Origin of the sequence: Microcoleus sp. AT9b-C3 (assembly GCF_036705485.1) — a bacterium.
GTDB lineage: Bacteria > Cyanobacteriota > Cyanobacteriia > Cyanobacteriales > Microcoleaceae > Microcoleus.
Map to the genome: position 1 here is coordinate 1 of NZ_JAUBUR010000004.1, position 16784 is coordinate 16784.

The 16784-nt window shown below is 46.4% G+C and carries 13 protein-coding genes; 6 read left to right on the forward strand and 7 right to left on the reverse strand.

What is annotated here, in order from left to right:
* Positions 1 to 68: 68 nt before the first annotated feature.
* Positions 69 to 260 carry a fasciclin domain-containing protein gene (locus tag QUB77_RS05070; RefSeq protein ID WP_333170830.1) on the forward strand — a complete coding sequence of 64 codons (192 nt, stop codon included), beginning with the start codon at positions 69 to 71 and terminating at the stop codon, positions 258 to 260.
* Between the two features lie 195 nt (positions 261 to 455).
* Here QUB77_RS05070 and QUB77_RS05075 read toward each other — a convergent pair whose 3' ends face one another.
* On the reverse strand, positions 456 to 1922 hold the full coding sequence (locus QUB77_RS05075; protein ID WP_333170828.1) for a glycoside hydrolase family 13 protein: 1467 nt from the start codon (positions 1920 to 1922) through the stop codon (positions 456 to 458).
* 767 nt (positions 1923 to 2689) lie between these two features.
* Between QUB77_RS05075 and QUB77_RS05080 the strand changes: the two genes are divergently transcribed.
* Positions 2690 to 3979 (forward strand): glucose-1-phosphate adenylyltransferase, encoded by a 1290-nt coding sequence (locus tag QUB77_RS05080; RefSeq protein ID WP_333170826.1) that lies wholly within the window; start codon positions 2690 to 2692, stop codon positions 3977 to 3979.
* Between the two features lie 1335 nt (positions 3980 to 5314).
* On the forward strand, positions 5315 to 6328 hold the full coding sequence (locus QUB77_RS05085) for a J domain-containing protein (RefSeq protein ID WP_333170825.1): 1014 nt from the start codon (positions 5315 to 5317) through the stop codon (positions 6326 to 6328).
* Between the two features lie 168 nt (positions 6329 to 6496).
* Here QUB77_RS05085 and QUB77_RS05090 read toward each other — a convergent pair whose 3' ends face one another.
* From QUB77_RS05090 to QUB77_RS05110, 5 genes are all read right to left on the reverse strand, one after another.
* Positions 6497 to 6772 (reverse strand): DUF1816 domain-containing protein, encoded by a 276-nt coding sequence (locus QUB77_RS05090; RefSeq protein WP_333170822.1) that lies wholly within the window; start codon positions 6770 to 6772, stop codon positions 6497 to 6499.
* 264 nt (positions 6773 to 7036) lie between these two features.
* Positions 7037 to 7327 carry a DUF1816 domain-containing protein gene (locus QUB77_RS05095; RefSeq protein WP_333170820.1) on the reverse strand — a complete coding sequence of 97 codons (291 nt, stop codon included), beginning with the start codon at positions 7325 to 7327 and terminating at the stop codon, positions 7037 to 7039.
* Between the two features lie 236 nt (positions 7328 to 7563).
* A complete protein-coding gene (locus QUB77_RS05100; RefSeq protein ID WP_333170816.1) occupies positions 7564 to 8319 on the reverse strand; it encodes a DUF2993 domain-containing protein in 756 nt (251 codons plus the stop codon).
* Positions 8320 to 8446: 127 nt separating this feature from the next.
* A complete protein-coding gene (locus QUB77_RS05105) occupies positions 8447 to 9043 on the reverse strand; it encodes a pentapeptide repeat-containing protein (RefSeq protein ID WP_333170814.1) in 597 nt (198 codons plus the stop codon).
* A 108-nt stretch (positions 9044 to 9151) separates the two neighbouring features.
* Complete coding sequence (locus QUB77_RS05110) at positions 9152 to 10564, reverse strand: HD domain-containing phosphohydrolase (protein ID WP_333170812.1); 1413 nt, start codon at positions 10562 to 10564, stop codon at positions 9152 to 9154.
* Between the two features lie 376 nt (positions 10565 to 10940).
* Between QUB77_RS05110 and QUB77_RS05115 the strand changes: the two genes are divergently transcribed.
* Positions 10941 to 11678 carry a DUF2993 domain-containing protein gene (locus QUB77_RS05115; protein ID WP_333170809.1) on the forward strand — a complete coding sequence of 246 codons (738 nt, stop codon included), beginning with the start codon at positions 10941 to 10943 and terminating at the stop codon, positions 11676 to 11678.
* Between the two features lie 498 nt (positions 11679 to 12176).
* Positions 12177 to 12749: a DUF6658 family protein gene (locus QUB77_RS05120; RefSeq protein ID WP_333170806.1), complete on the forward strand. Its 573-nt coding sequence runs from the start codon at positions 12177 to 12179 to the stop codon at positions 12747 to 12749.
* Positions 12750 to 13328: 579 nt separating this feature from the next.
* Here the strand turns inward: QUB77_RS05120 and psb35 are convergent.
* Complete coding sequence (gene psb35 / locus QUB77_RS05125) at positions 13329 to 13541, reverse strand: photosystem II assembly protein Psb35 (RefSeq protein WP_333170856.1); 213 nt, start codon at positions 13539 to 13541, stop codon at positions 13329 to 13331.
* A gap of 190 nt (positions 13542 to 13731) precedes the next feature.
* On the opposite strand from psb35, the gene QUB77_RS05130 reads away from it, so the two are divergent.
* On the forward strand, positions 13732 to 16767 hold the full coding sequence (locus QUB77_RS05130; protein ID WP_333170804.1) for a glycerol-3-phosphate acyltransferase: 3036 nt from the start codon (positions 13732 to 13734) through the stop codon (positions 16765 to 16767).
* Positions 16768 to 16784 lie beyond the last annotated feature (17 nt).

Consider the following 16784-nt stretch of genomic DNA (forward strand, 5'->3'; position numbering starts at 1 on the left):
CCTGGCACATCTCTTGATGAAGTTATTCGTGCTTATTGTGCATAAAGAGTGTCTCATACTTATTTGAAATGACTATAACTGAGAATTTGCTTGAGTTAAGTTCTGCTGAAACAGTGGAAGGTTCTGTGGTGGGAATTGATACTTCTGACGGCATTAAAGTGAATGATGCTAAAGTTATCACTCCAAATATTCTTGCCGACAATGGCGTCATTCATATCATTGATGCGGTGCTAATACCAGCATTGGTTGCAGCCGAATAAAACTTGTGTTTTCGCTGGGAAATTTCGGGTGCGCTAGGCGCACCTGATGCCTATAATAAATTCTAATAAACTTAGAATACGCGGGGCCAATCACCGATAAATGTCTGGTGCGCACTTTACACGGATAAATGTCTGGCGCGCACCTTACACGGATAAATGTAGGCCTATGGGGAGCAGACTACCCTACATTTTAAACTAATTATCTGAACCTAAAATCAAGCCAGAGCGTGCCGGCAGCATCAATTCTAAATGCCGAGTTTCCCCGTCACCTTTCCAAACAAACTCGCCTTTACCGAACAGCAATTTATCGTGAGGAGATTTCAAATTAGCTGGCTCAAAGCTAATATTAGCTGATTCTGTCGCGACATTGACCGCAACAACTATTTCCTCATCCCCCAAAATTCGGGCAAAAACGTAAACCGTTCCCTCCGCAAACAGAACTTGGTACGCTCCAGTGCGGAGGGCAGCGTATTTGTGCCGCAAACCTATCAACTGTTTGTGGTAATCTAAAACATCAAGTTCCCAGCGAGATTCTAAGGGAAAACCGCGGCGAGAATCGGGATCGAGAGCACCGGGTAAACCAACTTCATCGCCGTAGTAAATGCTGGGAGCTCCAGGAAAAGTTAACAGCAACAAAGTAGCGAGTTCGACGCTAGCTTTATCGCCTCCCGCAATTGACAGCAACCTAGCTGTATCGTGACTGGCCAACAAATTGAGTTGAGTTAGCTGTATCGGCCACGGGTACAGTTCCAAAACCTGCTGAATTTTTTCGCCGTACTCTTTAGCAAAAAGCGCCGGATAGGGATGGTAAGAACGACCTTCTATTTGAGCTAAATCTACCCGGTCGCCCGCTGCAAAAGCAATAGTCGGGGCAGCAAAAAGATAATTCATCACCCCGTCAAACTGAGTGCCATCGAGCCATTCTCTCGCATCTTCCCAAACTTCGCCGACAATGTAAGCTTCGGGATTAATTGCTTTGACTCGATCGCGAAATTCCTGCCAAAATCCCGGGGTTTTAATTTCAAAAGGAACGTCCAGCCGCCAGCCGTCAATGCCGAATTTAATCCAGTATTCGGCGATTTCCATGATGTATTCTCGCACTTCTGGATTTTCGTGATTGAATACAGGAAGTGCTCGATTCCCGTCCCAACCGGCATAGTTAGCAGGAAAATTGCCGTCGTAGGCCGATAGCGGCCAGCCTTCAACTTTAAACCAATCCAGCCAAGGAGAATGGGGGCCGTTTTCGAGGATGTCGTGAAAGAAGAAAAAGCCGCGGCTGGCGTGGTTGAATACGCCGTCGAGGACGATTTTGATGTTGCGATCGTGAGCTGCGTCTAGAAGCTCTTTAAAAGCCGGATTGCCACCCAACATCGGATCGACTTGATAGTAGTCGTGGGTATGGTAGCGGTGATTGCTGGCCGACTGAAATATTGGGGTGAAGTAAATTGCGTTAATGCCTAAGTCTTGCAAGTAGTCTAGCTGTTCCATCACGCCCCACAAGTCCCCCCCTTTGTAGCCTTGCAGAGTGGGGATTTCGTGCCATTCTTCCCACATGAAGTTTTGCAGCAGGCGTTTGCGGGGCTGTTTGCTTTTGGCGAAGCGATCGGGAAATATTTGGTAGAATACGGCGTTTTTAACCCAGTCCGGCGTTTGAATTAGCATACACTTTTTCTAGCTTTTAGGGGTTAGGCTACAGTAGTAAAGGTTACTCGCGGATCTAGCTTTTGGTAGAGAATAGACATTTTATGCAATTTTGTCGATCGACAAATTGTAAAATCTTACACAAATGTGCAGTCAATTTAAGATTGAAAACTGACTCTACCTAGAAATTTTTTATCGTCCCGGCGGCCGGCGCTTCCTCCCTGCAGTGGAGTTGGACACACTCACATAACAGGAACGCCAGCAAAAACCACCCGATCAAACTCAAACAGAACCAGAGCGCACTTTGGGCCCAAACAGAGCCTCAGCGGACGTGGCGGTGCGATCGCCACCTGCTTTGAAAAAGCACAACAGCGCCATGAGCCGGGAGCGATAAATTGCCAAAACGGGGAATTTACCCACAAAACTTGTTATTAACTACCAAAACCCAGAACCTTATTCTTTTGTTAAACTGCCCTTATCGATAGAGGGGTATTTTAACTCACAACTCCCAACTATTTTAAATATTCATTATCGATAGAGGGGTATTTTAACTCACAACTCAAAAGCCATAACTCCAGCCCCGGAAACACTCCAACTCTTATAAACCGGGTTTTTTAACTCTTATTGAGGGTCGGAAGAAGTATTTGGATTAAACAACCCGGTTTGTGGGTAAGCGACTCAACTCATCACTCAAAACTCAAAACTTCCTTGCTCCCCCCCCTTGTCAAGAAGCCCTCACCATCCGACACTGTACTTGGAGAGTTAATCGACCCTAGGGAGAAAGTTCCTTGAAAAAAGTCTTAGCCATCATCCTCGGTGGCGGTGTAGGCACCCGCCTTTACCCCCTAACCAAACTGCGAGCCAAACCCGCAGTTCCTCTTGCAGGCAAATATCGCCTCATCGATATTCCTGTCAGCAACTGCATCAACTCCGAAATAGTCAAAATCTACGTCCTCACGCAATTCAACTCGGCATCCCTCAACCGTCACATCGCTCGCACCTACAACTTTTCCGGCTTCACCGACGGATTTGCCGAAGTGCTCGCCGCCCAGCAAACTCAGGAAAACCCCAACTGGTTTCAAGGGACAGCCGACGCAGTTCGCCAATATCTCTGGCTGCTAGAAGAGTGGGATGTTGATGAATACTTGATTCTTTCGGGCGACCACCTCTACCGCATGGACTACCAGAAGTTTGTGCAGAGACACCGCGAAACCAATGCCGATATCACCCTCTCAGTTTTGCCTATGGACGAGAAGCGGGCCTCTGATTTTGGTTTGATGAAAATCGATGACAGCGGTCGCATTGTTTCTTTCAGCGAAAAGCCAAAAGGCGATGCGCTCAAACAAATGCAGGTGGATACTACTAAACTGGGACTGACAGCGCAGCAGGCTCAGGAAAGCCCTTACATTGCTTCGATGGGGATTTACGTCTTCAAAAAAGAAGTTCTGATTAAACTCCTGAAAGAATCTCCCAACCAAACTGATTTTGGTAAAGAGATTATTCCGAATAATGCAAAAGACCACAACGTTCAAGCTTATTTGTTTGACGATTACTGGGAAGATATCGGAACCATTGAGGCTTTTTACGATGCTAACTTGGCTCTGACAAAACAGCCTAAGCCACCTTTCAGTTTCTACGATGAAAATGCGCCGATTTATACTCGCCCGCGTTTCTTGCCGCCGACTAAGCTTTTAGATACTCACGTGACTGAATCGATTATTGCTGAAGGCTGCATTCTCAAACAGTGCCGGATTGACCATTCTGTGTTGGGAGTTCGATCGCGCATTGAAGCTGGATGTACGATTCAAGACACTCTAGTCATGGGTGCTGACTTCTACGAACCCGACGCCGAACGGCATTCGAGTTTGGACAACGGCGGCGTCGCCCTCGGTATCGGTGCAGATACTACAATTCGCCGCGCGATTGTGGATAAAAATGCCCGCATTGGCCGCAATGTTCAAATAATTAATAAAGACCGAGTGGAAGAAGCCAACCGCGAAAACCAAGGTTTTTACATCCGCAGCGGCATTATCGTAGTTCTGAAAAATGCCACGATTCCTGATGGAACTATCATTTAGTTATTAGTCATTAGTCATTAGTCGTCAGTCATTAGTTTTTTAAGTTAAAATCTGTTACCTCTCAGCAAGTGACTGATGATAAATAAGTAAATTAGTGACAGATCACCAATGACCGATGACTGATGACTGATGACGAAATTCATTTGACGAAAATCATTCTTTTTTTAGTTGATTATTTATTCCCACCGCTGAGGCGAGGTTGTCGAAATACTTGGCTTTATTCAAAGGCCCGCGCATTATTAATAAGCGACAGTCTCTGTTACTGTCTGCCGTGATACAGATATGTCCGATCGCCGGCGTCTGGCCAATAGCTTCTGATTCTTGTATTTGCGCTGGTAGCAGGACTGACAAATGCGCTGCCCGTTTCTGAGTAAAACAGAACTCTCGGAACTATCTTTCCAATCGTCGCAGCAGCCACAAGGCCAACTTAGCAAATAATTCATAATGTTAGCACCCTGGTAGCGTTAAAAGCTGATCACTCTACTATCCTATCTTAATGTTTTATAAAAGTGTGTGATGTAGCTAACAGACAGGGGAGACATTATGTTATATTACTTGGATTTAAATCTATTCAGAGGTTGTAAAAAAAAAAAATTATAGCACCGGTGTGGGGTTAATAAAAAATATCTAGAAATTTTGTGGAAGAACGGCGCAAGTTAGGGTATTATATAGTCACAATTTAGACACCTGATAGGATCGAACTTGCTGATGAAAACCGGCTAAGATTTCGATTGGGTGATAAAGCTCATACCGAGAAGTTCGTAGGCGTAAGCCGGGGCGTAGCCATCGCACCGCGCCCCGGAAAAAAAGACCAAAAAAAGCTCGATCGTCCGCGCCCATTAACCCTCCTGGGCTCGCGCCCGCAACAGCAAAAGCTTTCGCCCCCTCGCCTCAACCAAGCTGCCACCTCCCTAAAGCCCTAAGCCTCATAACTCCCTAAAAGTTTTGACTGCAGGAGTTTCACCGTATCAAAGCTCACAGGTATAGCAACGGCCTATAGGTGAAGGACGTTCCTTAATGGATGAAAGCATTGTTTTTGCTATCGAAGGCCAAAAGCATTTCTAGAGGCGGCTGCTCCGGCTCCCTTCTGCACGAGAGAGCCGAATGCTATAAAATCTTAAACAGCAGCGGAGTGCGGAAATTGCGATCGAACGCCAAGCAACAACCGAACTCGATCAAGTCCAAACCTTTGATAACCTATAATTTGAATGAGATGCCGCAGGCACTTCGGCTCCTGGCATTATACTAATGCGCCATCCTGCGACTAATTTGGGATTTATTCTTTCTAACAACTAACAACTAACAAATAACAACTAATAAAGAGGGGATTGCTTAATGGCTGCAACAGATTTTAAAGACTATTACGCTATTTTGGGACTCAACAAAACTGCCAGTTCTGACGAAATTAAAAAAACTTTCCGCAAACTAGCCCGCAAATATCACCCGGACATGAACCCCGGCAACAAAGAAGCCGAAGCTCGTTTTAAAGAAGTAAACGAAGCTTACGAAGTGCTCTCAGACCCTGAAAAACGCAAAAAATACGACCAATACGGTCAATACTGGAAGCAGGCTGCCACAACTCCAGGCGGATGGCCAGGCGGGGGCAGTACGACTGTAGACTTTGGCGGCGTTGACTTCAGCCAGTACGGCAGTTTTGACGAATTTATCAATGCCTTGCTAGGCCGCGCAGGTAGCCCCGGTGCTAGTGGTGCCCGCAACGCCAAGTGGAATTACAGTAACTACCGCAACACCAGTGGCGGGCCCACAGGTTTTGGCGGATTTGAAGATTTCGCGGGGTACGAAAACCGCAGCCCCGGAAGCTCTCTCGACACCGAGGTGGTGATTTCTCTGACTCTGGGGGAAGCATTTCGGGGAACTTCTAAGCGAGTCGCCACGGGCGAAGTTTCGATTCCAGCAGGAGTGAAAAGCGGCAGTAAAATTCGGGTAAAAGGCAAAGGTCAAGTTGACCCGTACACCAAGCAGCAGGGAGATTTGTACCTAAAATTAGAAGTTTTGCCTCATGCTTTCTTCCAGTTTGAAGGAGAGAATTTGGTTTGCGAAGTGCCGATAACTCCCGACGAAGCGGTGTTGGGAGCTTCAATTGAAGTGCCGGTGCCTGAAGGTATGATCACGGTGAAAGTTCCAGCGGGGATTCGTTCAGGTCAGTCTTTGCGGTTGCGGGGCAAAGGATGGCCGAAACCCAAGAAAGACGAGCGGACTGATTTGTTAGTAAAAATTGCGATTGTGCCACCGAAAGAAATTAGCACTGTAGAACGCGAATGCTATGAAAAAATCAAAGCCAATCGCACTTTTAATCCCCGGAGCAATTTAAACCAAGCGCTACTTTGAAAAAACTTGCATTGCTCGTACCAAACAAAATTAGGAAGAGGAGCGAATCATCTCTTGGGTTTAGGCGGGTTTACCAATATCCTGGCTCTGAACTCATCGATATTGGTCAACCCGCGCCCTAGTAGATTTAGGTTGATCGACCTATTCATAGTTGAACATTCCACTTTCTCAAGACTCTTCGCTAGCTTTTAGCTGACTTGGTTGGCGACCTTGCCTGATGTTAATGCTAATGTTTTTAGCTCCTTTCTTTTCCAAGTCTGTGATGTAGGCGTTAGTGTTATTAGAAGCTTCATCCTTGCTGTCGTAGGGGCCAAAGTAATAGGTGTGCTTAGGCGAATCTGTGTCAACTTCCACCCACCACTCGCGACCTCTACTGCTGGCCATCGGTTGAGTCAGTATCGAAACCGCCGCCAAGAACAGACCGAACATATAAACTTCAAACATAATTCACCTCTGCAACAAGTTGAGTAGTTTTTACTCTTCTCAACTTATCCGGGCAAATAACTCGATCGGCTCGTCCTTAGTGCTGATTTGACGAGGTAAGTTTTGAGAGTAGGTGCTGTCTAAATCAGCATTTCGGTGGAGAAGAGTTTTAGGCGGGGCGAATCTAAGTCACTGCTAGACATACAAAGTCCGCAAGGCAAGGACTAGAAAAAGAGCCTTTTTATCTTATTGTTGAGATTTGAGTTAACTCAAAACTCAAAATCATTAAATCGCTACACTTTCTGAGACTTCCTCTTCGCAAATGGTCAGATGCGAAGGCTGACACCGTTTAATGCGGATGCTAAGCCTTTTGGCTCCCTCGCTTTCCAAGTCTTCTATGTAGCCTGGAGTATTGCTGGAAGCTTCTTTGTCGGTGTCAAAGGGGCCAAAGTAGTAGGTACAGTGGGGCAAATCGGTGACAATTTCTACCCACCATTTCTCAGCTCGGCGGTGGCTGGGCCCCGCAAGCACGGACAAGACTGCGACGTAGATACAAAATAAATAAAATCCGAGCATCTTTATTCTTGAGGGGTGATTTAATTTATTATTTAAATCTATCAAAATAATTTGCCAGCCTGAATCAACCTCAGTGCTGATTTTGAGTCTATCGAACAGAGATGTTAGATTTTAGATATTAGATTTTTTCTCCCATCTAACATCTAAAGCAAAACCCGCCGGTGCGGGTTGTTTGCTAACTGAAAAATGCTCTTTTTCCAAACTAGAGGGGTGGGTAAACCTCAGCCTGCTGAGGTTTAGCGCTTGCCTTTGGGGAACTGTTCGATACCAGCCCAACCGTAGAAAACCAGCTCGTCGTTCTGAACTCGGCAGCGGTCTACTCGCAGTTGAGTGCCTTCTAAGGCAAATTTGTCTAAGTCTAGCAAGTTATTTACGTGGGCAATTATAGCTTGGCCCAAGTCTACTGCTTGCCCGTCACCGCCGTAAGTAACGCTGACAAATTGGATTTTGCGTCTGTCTTCTACTTGCAACTGAGCTGTAATATCTATGTTGATCGGTTCGCTGGCATCGCCTACGGTAATTTCGGACTGAAGCCGAATTGATTTGTCGGCTCCAAAGCTGACTTGAGTGTTTTGAAAGTGCAGAGATTGCTCTTGGTACTTCAGCTTCTGGAGTTTTTCAACTACAAAAGGTGTATTGAATGAGGTGGTTAAATCCGATCGACTTAAGACTACTCGCATATTTGCCTGGGTAGGCTGTCGCAATTTCACTTGACCTGCAAAAATTGCCCCAAAATCAATTGAGACTGCTTGCAAGTAGAGTTCCATCACTTCTATGCGGAGGCCGTTGTACATCAACATACCTTTGCCAATGAAGTCGAAACCGTCGATGCTTCCCTGCAAGAGTTTGGCTACTGGTTCGACTCGGATGTTGGCTTCAGCCTTTTCAGAACGCTTGAATAAGGCTGCGATCGCAGCTCCTGCTACTTTACTAACAAGGCGATCGCCACTTTGACCTTGAAAGGATGTACTGCTAAACAAAGCTGCTACCATTTATTCGTTTGCTCATCTACAGTCGCCATTATAACCCCATATTAAGAAATGTAAAAATCGCTTGTGCTTATTCACTTCATAAGCAGAGATTGTTTTTTGTCTGTCTTCAAAACCACATTGTGGAAATTTAATGGCTCAGGGGGGTGCCTTGGAGACAGGCGCGATCGAGCAACGCTCCATCCCAAAGGGTTTGTTCGATCGTGGCGCAAAGCAAATTAGCCCCCGTCAGGTTAGCGCCGCGCAGTACGGCTCCATTCAGGATCGCTTCTTCTAAGTCAGCTCCCGACAAATCAGCGCCGGACAAATTGGCATTGCTCAAATCGGCGGAGCGCAAAATTGCCCTAGCCAAAGAAGCGCCGCGCAAATCGGCGCCGCGAAAATCGACACCGCTCAAATCCAAATTGCCGATCATCGCAGCCCCTGTCAAAAAAGCACCCCCAAAACTTGCGTCGCGGACTAAAGCGTTAGCGAAGGAAGCTCCCCGCAAATCGGCATTACGAAAATCTGCGCCTCGCAGGTTGGCGCCGCTCAAGTCAGCGCCGCGGAGGTTGGCTCGCAATACTGCCCGCTGCAAGTTAGCGCCGGCGAGATTAGCTCCTGTCAAATTGGCTTGAGACAAGTTAGCATCGGCGAGCTCGGCTCCCGCTAAGTCTTTGCCGGCTAAATTAGTGCCGACCAACATCAAAATTTTGCCTTTTCGTATGGCTTCGAGGTCATTAGTCATTAGTCAGTTGTCAGTTGTTGGTTGTCAGTTGTTGGTTAACAGTCAACAGTCAACAGTCAACAGTCAACAGTCAACAGTCAACAGTCAACAGTCAACAATCCAGTTATTTTATAATGCCGGAGCGGTCGCGGTCGTTCGATCGCCCAATTCCTCCAACCATACATTCGGCAGTTGACTCGGGCGGTTCGGTAACTCCATCAAACCCATTTCTGTCAGTCTGACGACGTTGCTGAGAGTTTCCACCAAAGCCGGATCGAAGCAACTGCCAGACAGTTCGCGGCACTCTTCCAAAGCTTCGCTCAAACTCAAAGCCGAACGATCGCCACGCGGTTGAGTCAATTCTTGAAAATAGGCGACCAACCCCAAAATCCGCGAAGCAACGGGTATGGTTTCGGCTCGCAAACCCTCTGGCCTGCCGCTGCCGTCCCAATATTCGAGTTGGTGCTTGACAATTTCCGCCACAGGTGCTAGCTCCGGCATTGCTTGCAGCAGTTGGGAACCAATGAAACTGCGATCGCGCCAAAAAGAGAAAGTTGCTGGGTCGAAAGCATCGGGGGTGCGATCAAACACCTCATTCGGGGCAGAAACTAAGCCGACTCGAAATAGCAATCCAGCCAGCCGCAGCCTCCGCAACTGCAAAGCCGGCAAATCCAGCAGTTGACCCAAAGTTTCCGACAAAGCCGCCACCTGCAAAGACGCTGTGGGGTTTGCGGTATCGCGTTCGTCTACGCGCTGGGCCATCCGCAGAAAAGCTTGAAGTTTGTTAGCGTTCAAATTGCGGCTGACGCGCAAAGCTTGACCTTCCAATTCCCACAACTCGCGGGTTTGGCGGTTAATTGCTACCATTTGCTGCTGAGAACTTTGCAAGTAAGTGACTATCCGCGATACCACGCCACTAATGTCTGCTAAGGGCGGGCCAATGGTAGCCAGGATTTCGTGGTACATTTCCAGCAAACTGTCGGCCAGGGGAGAGTTGTAATGTCGCGTCTGTTCTATAAAAATTTCTGCAGCAGCCGACACCAAAGACTGGTCAAACGACCACAAACCGTAGAACTTTCGTTCTGTATCTACTTCAGGCTTGCCTTCGGGCAAGTATTCCTGGTCTGAAAGTTCGCGACAAAGCACCATTGCTTTGTATGTCGGGGCCAGGATGATTAAATTCCATTCTTGGATTATGGGGTCGTTCTCATCGAGATTTATTAAAGATACATTTTCTAATTGCCCGGTTTTGTGGGTAGCGAAACCGCTGTCGGCTACTGCACCGATGACCACGCGCCGCGAGGCATTAGCAATATCTAGGTAGCGATCTGCTTCCTGTAAATACCATTTTCCCTGCTGAAACGTTACCAAAACTAAGGGTTGGAGTTCGCTCTTGTCCCCGCCACTGGTTTGCAAAATGTGGTCTTCTAGGGCGTGACAGAGGGCTACTAGGGTGTTTTTGAAGTATACCCCGTAGCTAGAAGGCATTTTTCCGTCGGGAAGTGTAGCTTGTAGTCTAGCGAGAGTTGATTCTGAATTCATTGCAAAAAGCGGTGCCGGCTCTTACTTATTGTAGCGGGCGATCGAACTTCTAGAAAATACTTTGGGCAAAAATCCGAGTTTTTGGGTTTTCACCGCTTCCCAACCGAGTCAATCGATTTTAGATTTTAGATTTTAGATTTTAGATTTTAGAATTGAAGCATTGACCCCACGGATGAATACGGGGGCTGGTATCCTGGATGCTTGATTTTCAATGTAGAGTGCGCCGAAGAGTACCTGATTAATTTTAGGAATTTTCTGGAAACCCTCTGTCTTTGGCAGAGTTTTTTTCAGATGATAAACCTGCCGAGAGGCAGACGGTAAACGACTTAAATATTAACTACTATTTCTTACAACAATATTATTAGGAATTCTGAGCGTGCTTCAACAAAATAGAAGTTTAGGGGAACAGGCGATCGACAAAGTAGCCGAGATTGCTATTGCTAGCAAATTAGATGAATCTGAAACTTTGTCTGTCACAGTTAACACCGATCCTGGCCAGCTAGCCCAGGGAGAAGTAGAGGCCGTTGCCGTTGAGGGCAAAGGATTGGTAATGCAGCAAGATTTGCGCGTGGAAGAATTGCAAATCCACGTTAAGGATATTGCTGTCAATCCCCTGAGCGCTATGTTCGGGAAAATAGAAATGAACGGGCCTGCCTTCGGTGGGGCGCGCGCCGTTTTAACCGAAAGCGATATCAACCGCGCTTTTAATTCCGAATACATCAGTAGGAAACTGAAAAACTTAAAAGTTACTGTTGACGGACAACAGCAGACAATAGACGTTAAAACTATTGAGTGCAAATTGCTAGCCGGAAAAATCGCTTTAAATGCTGAGGTATTGGTGCGGGAAACTGCCTCCACGGAAAAGATTTCTTTCACAGCAAAACCTGAGATCGCAGCGGGCGGTTGGGCAATTTCTCTTCAGGATGTCGAGTATCCCGAAAACAAGGAATTTTCGCCGGAGTTAACAGCAGCTTTGGCGGACAAAGCTGGTGAAGTTTTAAACTTGCGAAATTTTGAAATTGAGGGAATGTCCCTGCGAATTCAGCAGCTAAATGTGGAAGCTGGTGTGCTGACTTTGCAAGCTGAAGCGAAAGTCGAAAAATTCCCTAATTAGCAGTTGGGTTCTGAGGTTAGTAGCTGGTAGGGTGCGTCAGTGGATTTGAGATTTTAGATGTTAGATTTACTCCACAGATAAATCTGGGAGGTTGAACAAGAGTCTAAAATTTTGATCTCTCCACGACTGGACTCGTTGGCAAGTATGCGTTTTTGGGCGGGGTCAAAAACAGAAAGGCTTTTGATATAGAGCAATTATTGGAACTGACGCACCCGAAGACTATGCTTTGAAACTACCTCTGGCTTTTTCTTGTCTTTCGGGTACGAGTGTCTCAACCGAACTTATTCTAGAAACCCGGTAAAAAACCGGGTTTCTAGATATCAGTGCGTTAGTCATACCGAAAAGAGTTTCTCGAAGACCATCACACTTTTTAAATCCCTCTAAAGTTATAAAAAAAATGCTAGCAATCGGTGGCAAAATATCACCGCCGTTAGAGGCAGATAGGGGGAGTTTATTTTTACTCTATGACAAGTAGTAGTAAAAAAATGGAAACCTTTTGTGAACACTGTAACTTCTTTTTTGAAAAAACTGCGTATAGGTCAATTTTTGACTGTATTGATGGCAGGTGTGCTTCTGTTTACCAGCACCGCTTGCAATTCGGGCGATGTTCGGGGTGCTCGGCCTGAGAATCCTCCCGTTCAAGCTGGAGGAATGAATAACCCTCACAAGGGTGGGGGTGATGGATACACGAATTATAAAACATCCACCGATCCTAAAGTAAATCAGTCGCCTGCTCAAGCAGAAAAGAATCGGGCTGATTTGTCGATCGTGGGCGATCGTCTCCTGGCCTCGACTACCGCTGAATCTAATTCCTCAAAGCTGCTTTATCCTGGTTCTGCACCGATGGAAACTGACAAGTTCGACCTCGAAATCGGCGGAGATAAAACTCTGTTAGAAGCGCCAGACGGACAGCCGGCTAAGGCTCAACCCGTATTCGATCGCAGCGATCCCGATGCCAATATTTTAGAGAGAGTAGGCGCCGCCGTTAAGGATGCTTCTGCTTTCCTAAAAGATAGCGCTGAAGATGCCAAGGAAAGCTCGGTTACGAAACTCAATCCGCTGCAAAAATAAGCAAGCAGAAATTGCGGGATATCGCCGATTTGTAGGGGCTTTTTCAGAATTGCCCCTACACTATATTCACAATACTTAGGCAGAAATTCTCTATCTGTCTTGAAAGAGGAATCTCTAGGTGTGCTGGGCGCACCTTACTATATTTAGTTATGTAAAATTATTTTTTTCCTAAGTCCTGTATATCTAGCGTGCTTATGGCGCACCTTACCCTATATGTATCGTGTCAAACTACTTAAAAAGGAGAATTAAATAACTTCCACAAGATTGTGGGGTGGGTGTCCCGTCCGTCCAAAAAAGACTGCCGGGACGCCCATCCCACAATAACAATTAAATTTGTAAGTTATTTAATTCGCGAGCCTTAATTTTTTCGTAAGCCCTGTATATGTATGGTGCTGATAGCGCACTTTATCCATCTTGTAGATTTTAGATTGGGATTTGAAATTTCTAGGACTTGCGCCAAAAATGGAAAAGTGAAGCCTTGAAATTGCCGCGCTCCGGCTGGCAATGACAAACTCGCAATGACCGAGTTTTCTCATTAATGCACAAGTCCTGCTTTTATTCCTCTAAAGAAACTTTGTTTTATTTACCTTTGGAGTCAGAAACATCAGCAATCAAATCGTCTTTATCAACTTTCGGTACAAAATCAGGGCGTTCTTTGGCTTCCCAACCGGGGGGACGCTTGGAGTTATACCAGGCGATCGAGCCGATCGTAGTTGCGGCAATAAAGCCAGCAACCAGAACTGCTATGGGAGCGTTCAAGCTGACACTTGATTCCGGCACTGGCTGTTGCATCAGCAGCTCAATCATTACTTGGCTGATGGGCGTGGTCAAGCTGATATCTATCATTAGGCTAAATCCTTATTTACTCTACTTTTACATTATCTTAAGTGCTAATGCTGTTTTGTAGATATATCTGAAGACTGAAAAATTGGCAGAATTGCCGTCATAATGTTTAGAGGTTGAAAATAGGAGATCAGATTTTATGCCGTTGGGGACAATAGCATTGCTGTTGGCTGCGAGTTTCAGCCTGGGTGCTTTACCGCTAACGAGATGGGCGGTGCGAGTGTTTACCCGCCGAGATTTGAGGGCGCTGGGTACGGGGAATGTGGGTGTGTCTGCTGCTTTCATTCACGGCGGGAAATTAGCGGGAATTGCTGCAGTGTTGGCGGAAATTGCCAGAGGTATTTTGCCGGTTTTGGCGGGGCGATTTTGCTTCCCGGATGCACCTGCGATCGCGATCGCCCTGTTAATTCCGCTAGTTGCGGGCCGATATGCGATCGCCCGAGGTGGAGGCGTGACCAACGCTGTTTGGGGTCTTTTGGTATTTTCGCCGCCGATGGCTGTTTCATCGGGCATTTGGGGGCTGCTGGTGTGGGGTTTGGCACAGCGGTGGTGGGGTGAGGGCGATCGGGCGAGACTCTTTGCTTCCCGTTGTGGGTGTCTGTGTACTCCTATCTGGGTTTGGGTGTGGCGACAATCAATGCCGGAATTTTTAGCAGCAACAGGATTAGCTTTGTTGTTAGCAGCAATTAATTTCAGTCAGGGTGACGATATGGCTTTATCTAAATCAGAAAAATTGTTTTCTCTTGATGACTCGTTAGATGCTGCAATCTGCGGCGATAAAGCGGCTAAATTGTCTCAACTCAAACGCGCCAGTTTTAACGTACCTAATGGTTGGATATTATTGAATGAATCGGGCATTGGGCATCGGGCATCGGGCATCGGGCATCTAGAAAATGGTGAGGAATTATCAATTCCTAATTCTGTAATCCAAAATCTAAAATCCAAAATCCAAAATCGAATGATTGTGCGTTCTTCGGCTGCGGGAGAAGATGGCGATACGAGTTCTGCCGCCGGACAATATCAAACTATTGGCCCTGTTTTCAGTAAAGCAGAATTAATCGATGCAATTAATCGCTGTCGCCAGTCTTATTGGACTTCCGAAGCCGTTGCTTACCGCCGACAGCGACAACTGCCAGACACGCAAATGGCTGTATTAATTCAGCCTTATATTGACAGCCAAGTTGCGGGAGTCATGTTCAGTCGCAATCCTTTAGATGGCGGTTCCCAGGTAATTATAGAAGCTCTGCCGGGAGGTGCTGAATCTGTTGTCGGCGGCCAATGTACTCCTGTTCATTTAGAAATTGATTTTAGTAAACCTGAGTCTGTAGAAAAAAAATTAACTGAAATCCAAAAAGATTCAATTATTTCTCAACCAGTTTTAGCAGAACTGGTGAAACAAGCGCAAGCGATTGAAGCATTTTTTCACGGAATTCCGCAGGATATTGAGTGGAGTTGGGATGGCGAAAAAGTTTGGATTTTGCAAAGTCGCCCGATTACTAATTTGCAGCCATTCTGGACGCGAACTATTGCAGCAGAAGTGATTCCCGGTGCAATTCGCCCCCTAACTTGGTCGATTAATCGGCCGCTGACTTGCGGGGTTTGGGGAGAGATTTTTAAGGTGGTTTTGGGCGATCGCGCCACTGGCTTAAACTTTAATGAAACGGCAACTTTGCTCGGTTCTCACGCCTATTTTAATGCGACTTTGTTGGGCGAAATCTTTCGGATGATGGGATTGCCAGAGCAGGGTTTGGAATTTTTGCTGAGAGGGCAAAAAATGGGCAAGCCGCCTTTGGGGAAGATTTTGCCTTCTTTGCCCGGTTTGTGGCGTTTGGTGCAGCGGGAGAGGGCGCTGAATGCAGAATTTAAGCGCGATCGTACTTTGATTTTCCTCCCGGCACTGCAAAGTCTGGAGAAGGAAGGCACGACACGGATTTTGACACGGATACACGGATTAATTATTGAGGATGAGTCAAAAGGAATATTAATGCCTAATGCCCAATTACCAATGCCCAATGCCCAATGCCCAATTCCTAATGCCCAATGCCCAATTCCCACTTATCAATATTTAACGGGATTGTTGGAGAAAGCCGAGCAAATTCAGGAGTGGCTGAAACCGATTACTTACTACAATATATTAGGGCCGATAGGGCTGGCTATTCGCAAGGCAATTTTTCGCGTTTCTGATGAATGGCTGGACAATGACAGCGCTCCTGAAATTGCTTCGGTGCGAGCTTTACAGCAGTTGGCTCAGAAGTTGCGACAAGCTGCTGTTTCGCAGCCTGACGAAACTATTTCAGTCGCAAATTTAGCACATACATTTGCGGAAAGTCCGGCTTTACAAGCAGAATTTGAAAAGTGGCTTGATATTTACGGATATTTGAGCGAAGTGGGAACGGATATCGCGGTTCCTACTTGGCGAGAACAACCGGAAGTTTACCAAAAACTGCTAATAACTATGGCTCAAAAAGCCGAAAGTAATTTAGTCGAAAAGCGGAAATTAGGATTGAGTTTTGGGCAGAAGTGGCGACTAGATAAATGTCAAGAAAGAGCGCTCGTAAAAAACGAAATTAGCGAAATTTACGCGCGGTTGTTGGCTCATCTACGCTGGACTTTTTTGGAGATTGAAGCTTGCGGATTGGCAATGCAGGTGTTTCAGGAAAGCGGGGATATTTTTTATTTGGAATTTGGGGAGATTCAGCAGTGGATTCGCAGCGGGGCGAGTGTTTCCTTTAAGGATACAATTAGGGAAAGGCGCGATCGCCTGTTAGCCGATCGCGATCGCCAGATTCCCCCTGTAGTCTACGGCAATTTGCTGCCCAATTCTCAGAAAAGGTCGATCGAACTTGCCACATCCGCAACTAATATCATGCAGGGAATTCCAGCAAGTATTGGTCGTGTCGAAGGCTTTGTCAAGATTTGCCGCACCGCGAGCACGGATTTAGGAGAAAATGCGATCGCAGTAGTCCCATACACCGATGCCGGTTGGGCACCGCTGCTATTAGGAGCAACCGCAATTATCGCTGAAGTTGGCGGCCAACTATCTCACGGAGCAATTATCGCTCGCGAGTACAAAATTCCCGCAGTCATGAATATTTCGGAAGCGACAACTCGCCTGCGAGACGGTCAAAAAGTCCGAGTAGATGGGTATCTCGGCACTGTAGAACTGCTGGAATAAACAGAAAGAAAAATGTA

Bases quoted from the DNA above. Each gene is read 5' to 3' on its own strand.
- QUB77_RS05100 (WP_333170816.1), bottom strand. From the start codon at position 8,319: ATGGTAGCAGCTTTGTTTAGCAGTACATCCTTTCAAGGTCAAAGTGGC.
- QUB77_RS05090 (WP_333170822.1), bottom strand. From the start codon at position 6,772: ATGTTTGAAGTTTATATGTTCGGTCTGTTCTTGGCGGCGGTTTCGATA.
- QUB77_RS05110 (WP_333170812.1), bottom strand. From the start codon at position 10,564: ATGAATTCAGAATCAACTCTCGCTAGACTACAAGCTACACTTCCCGAC.
- QUB77_RS05105 (WP_333170814.1), bottom strand. From the start codon at position 9,043: ATGACTAATGACCTCGAAGCCATACGAAAAGGCAAAATTTTGATGTTG.
- QUB77_RS05130 (WP_333170804.1), top strand. From the start codon at position 13,732: ATGCCGTTGGGGACAATAGCATTGCTGTTGGCTGCGAGTTTCAGCCTG.
- psb35 (WP_333170856.1), bottom strand. From the start codon at position 13,541: ATGCAACAGCCAGTGCCGGAATCAAGTGTCAGCTTGAACGCTCCCATA.
- QUB77_RS05070 (WP_333170830.1), top strand. From the start codon at position 69: ATGACTATAACTGAGAATTTGCTTGAGTTAAGTTCTGCTGAAACAGTG.
- QUB77_RS05085 (WP_333170825.1), top strand. From the start codon at position 5,315: ATGGCTGCAACAGATTTTAAAGACTATTACGCTATTTTGGGACTCAAC.
- QUB77_RS05075 (WP_333170828.1), bottom strand. From the start codon at position 1,922: ATGCTAATTCAAACGCCGGACTGGGTTAAAAACGCCGTATTCTACCAA.
- QUB77_RS05095 (WP_333170820.1), bottom strand. From the start codon at position 7,327: ATGCTCGGATTTTATTTATTTTGTATCTACGTCGCAGTCTTGTCCGTG.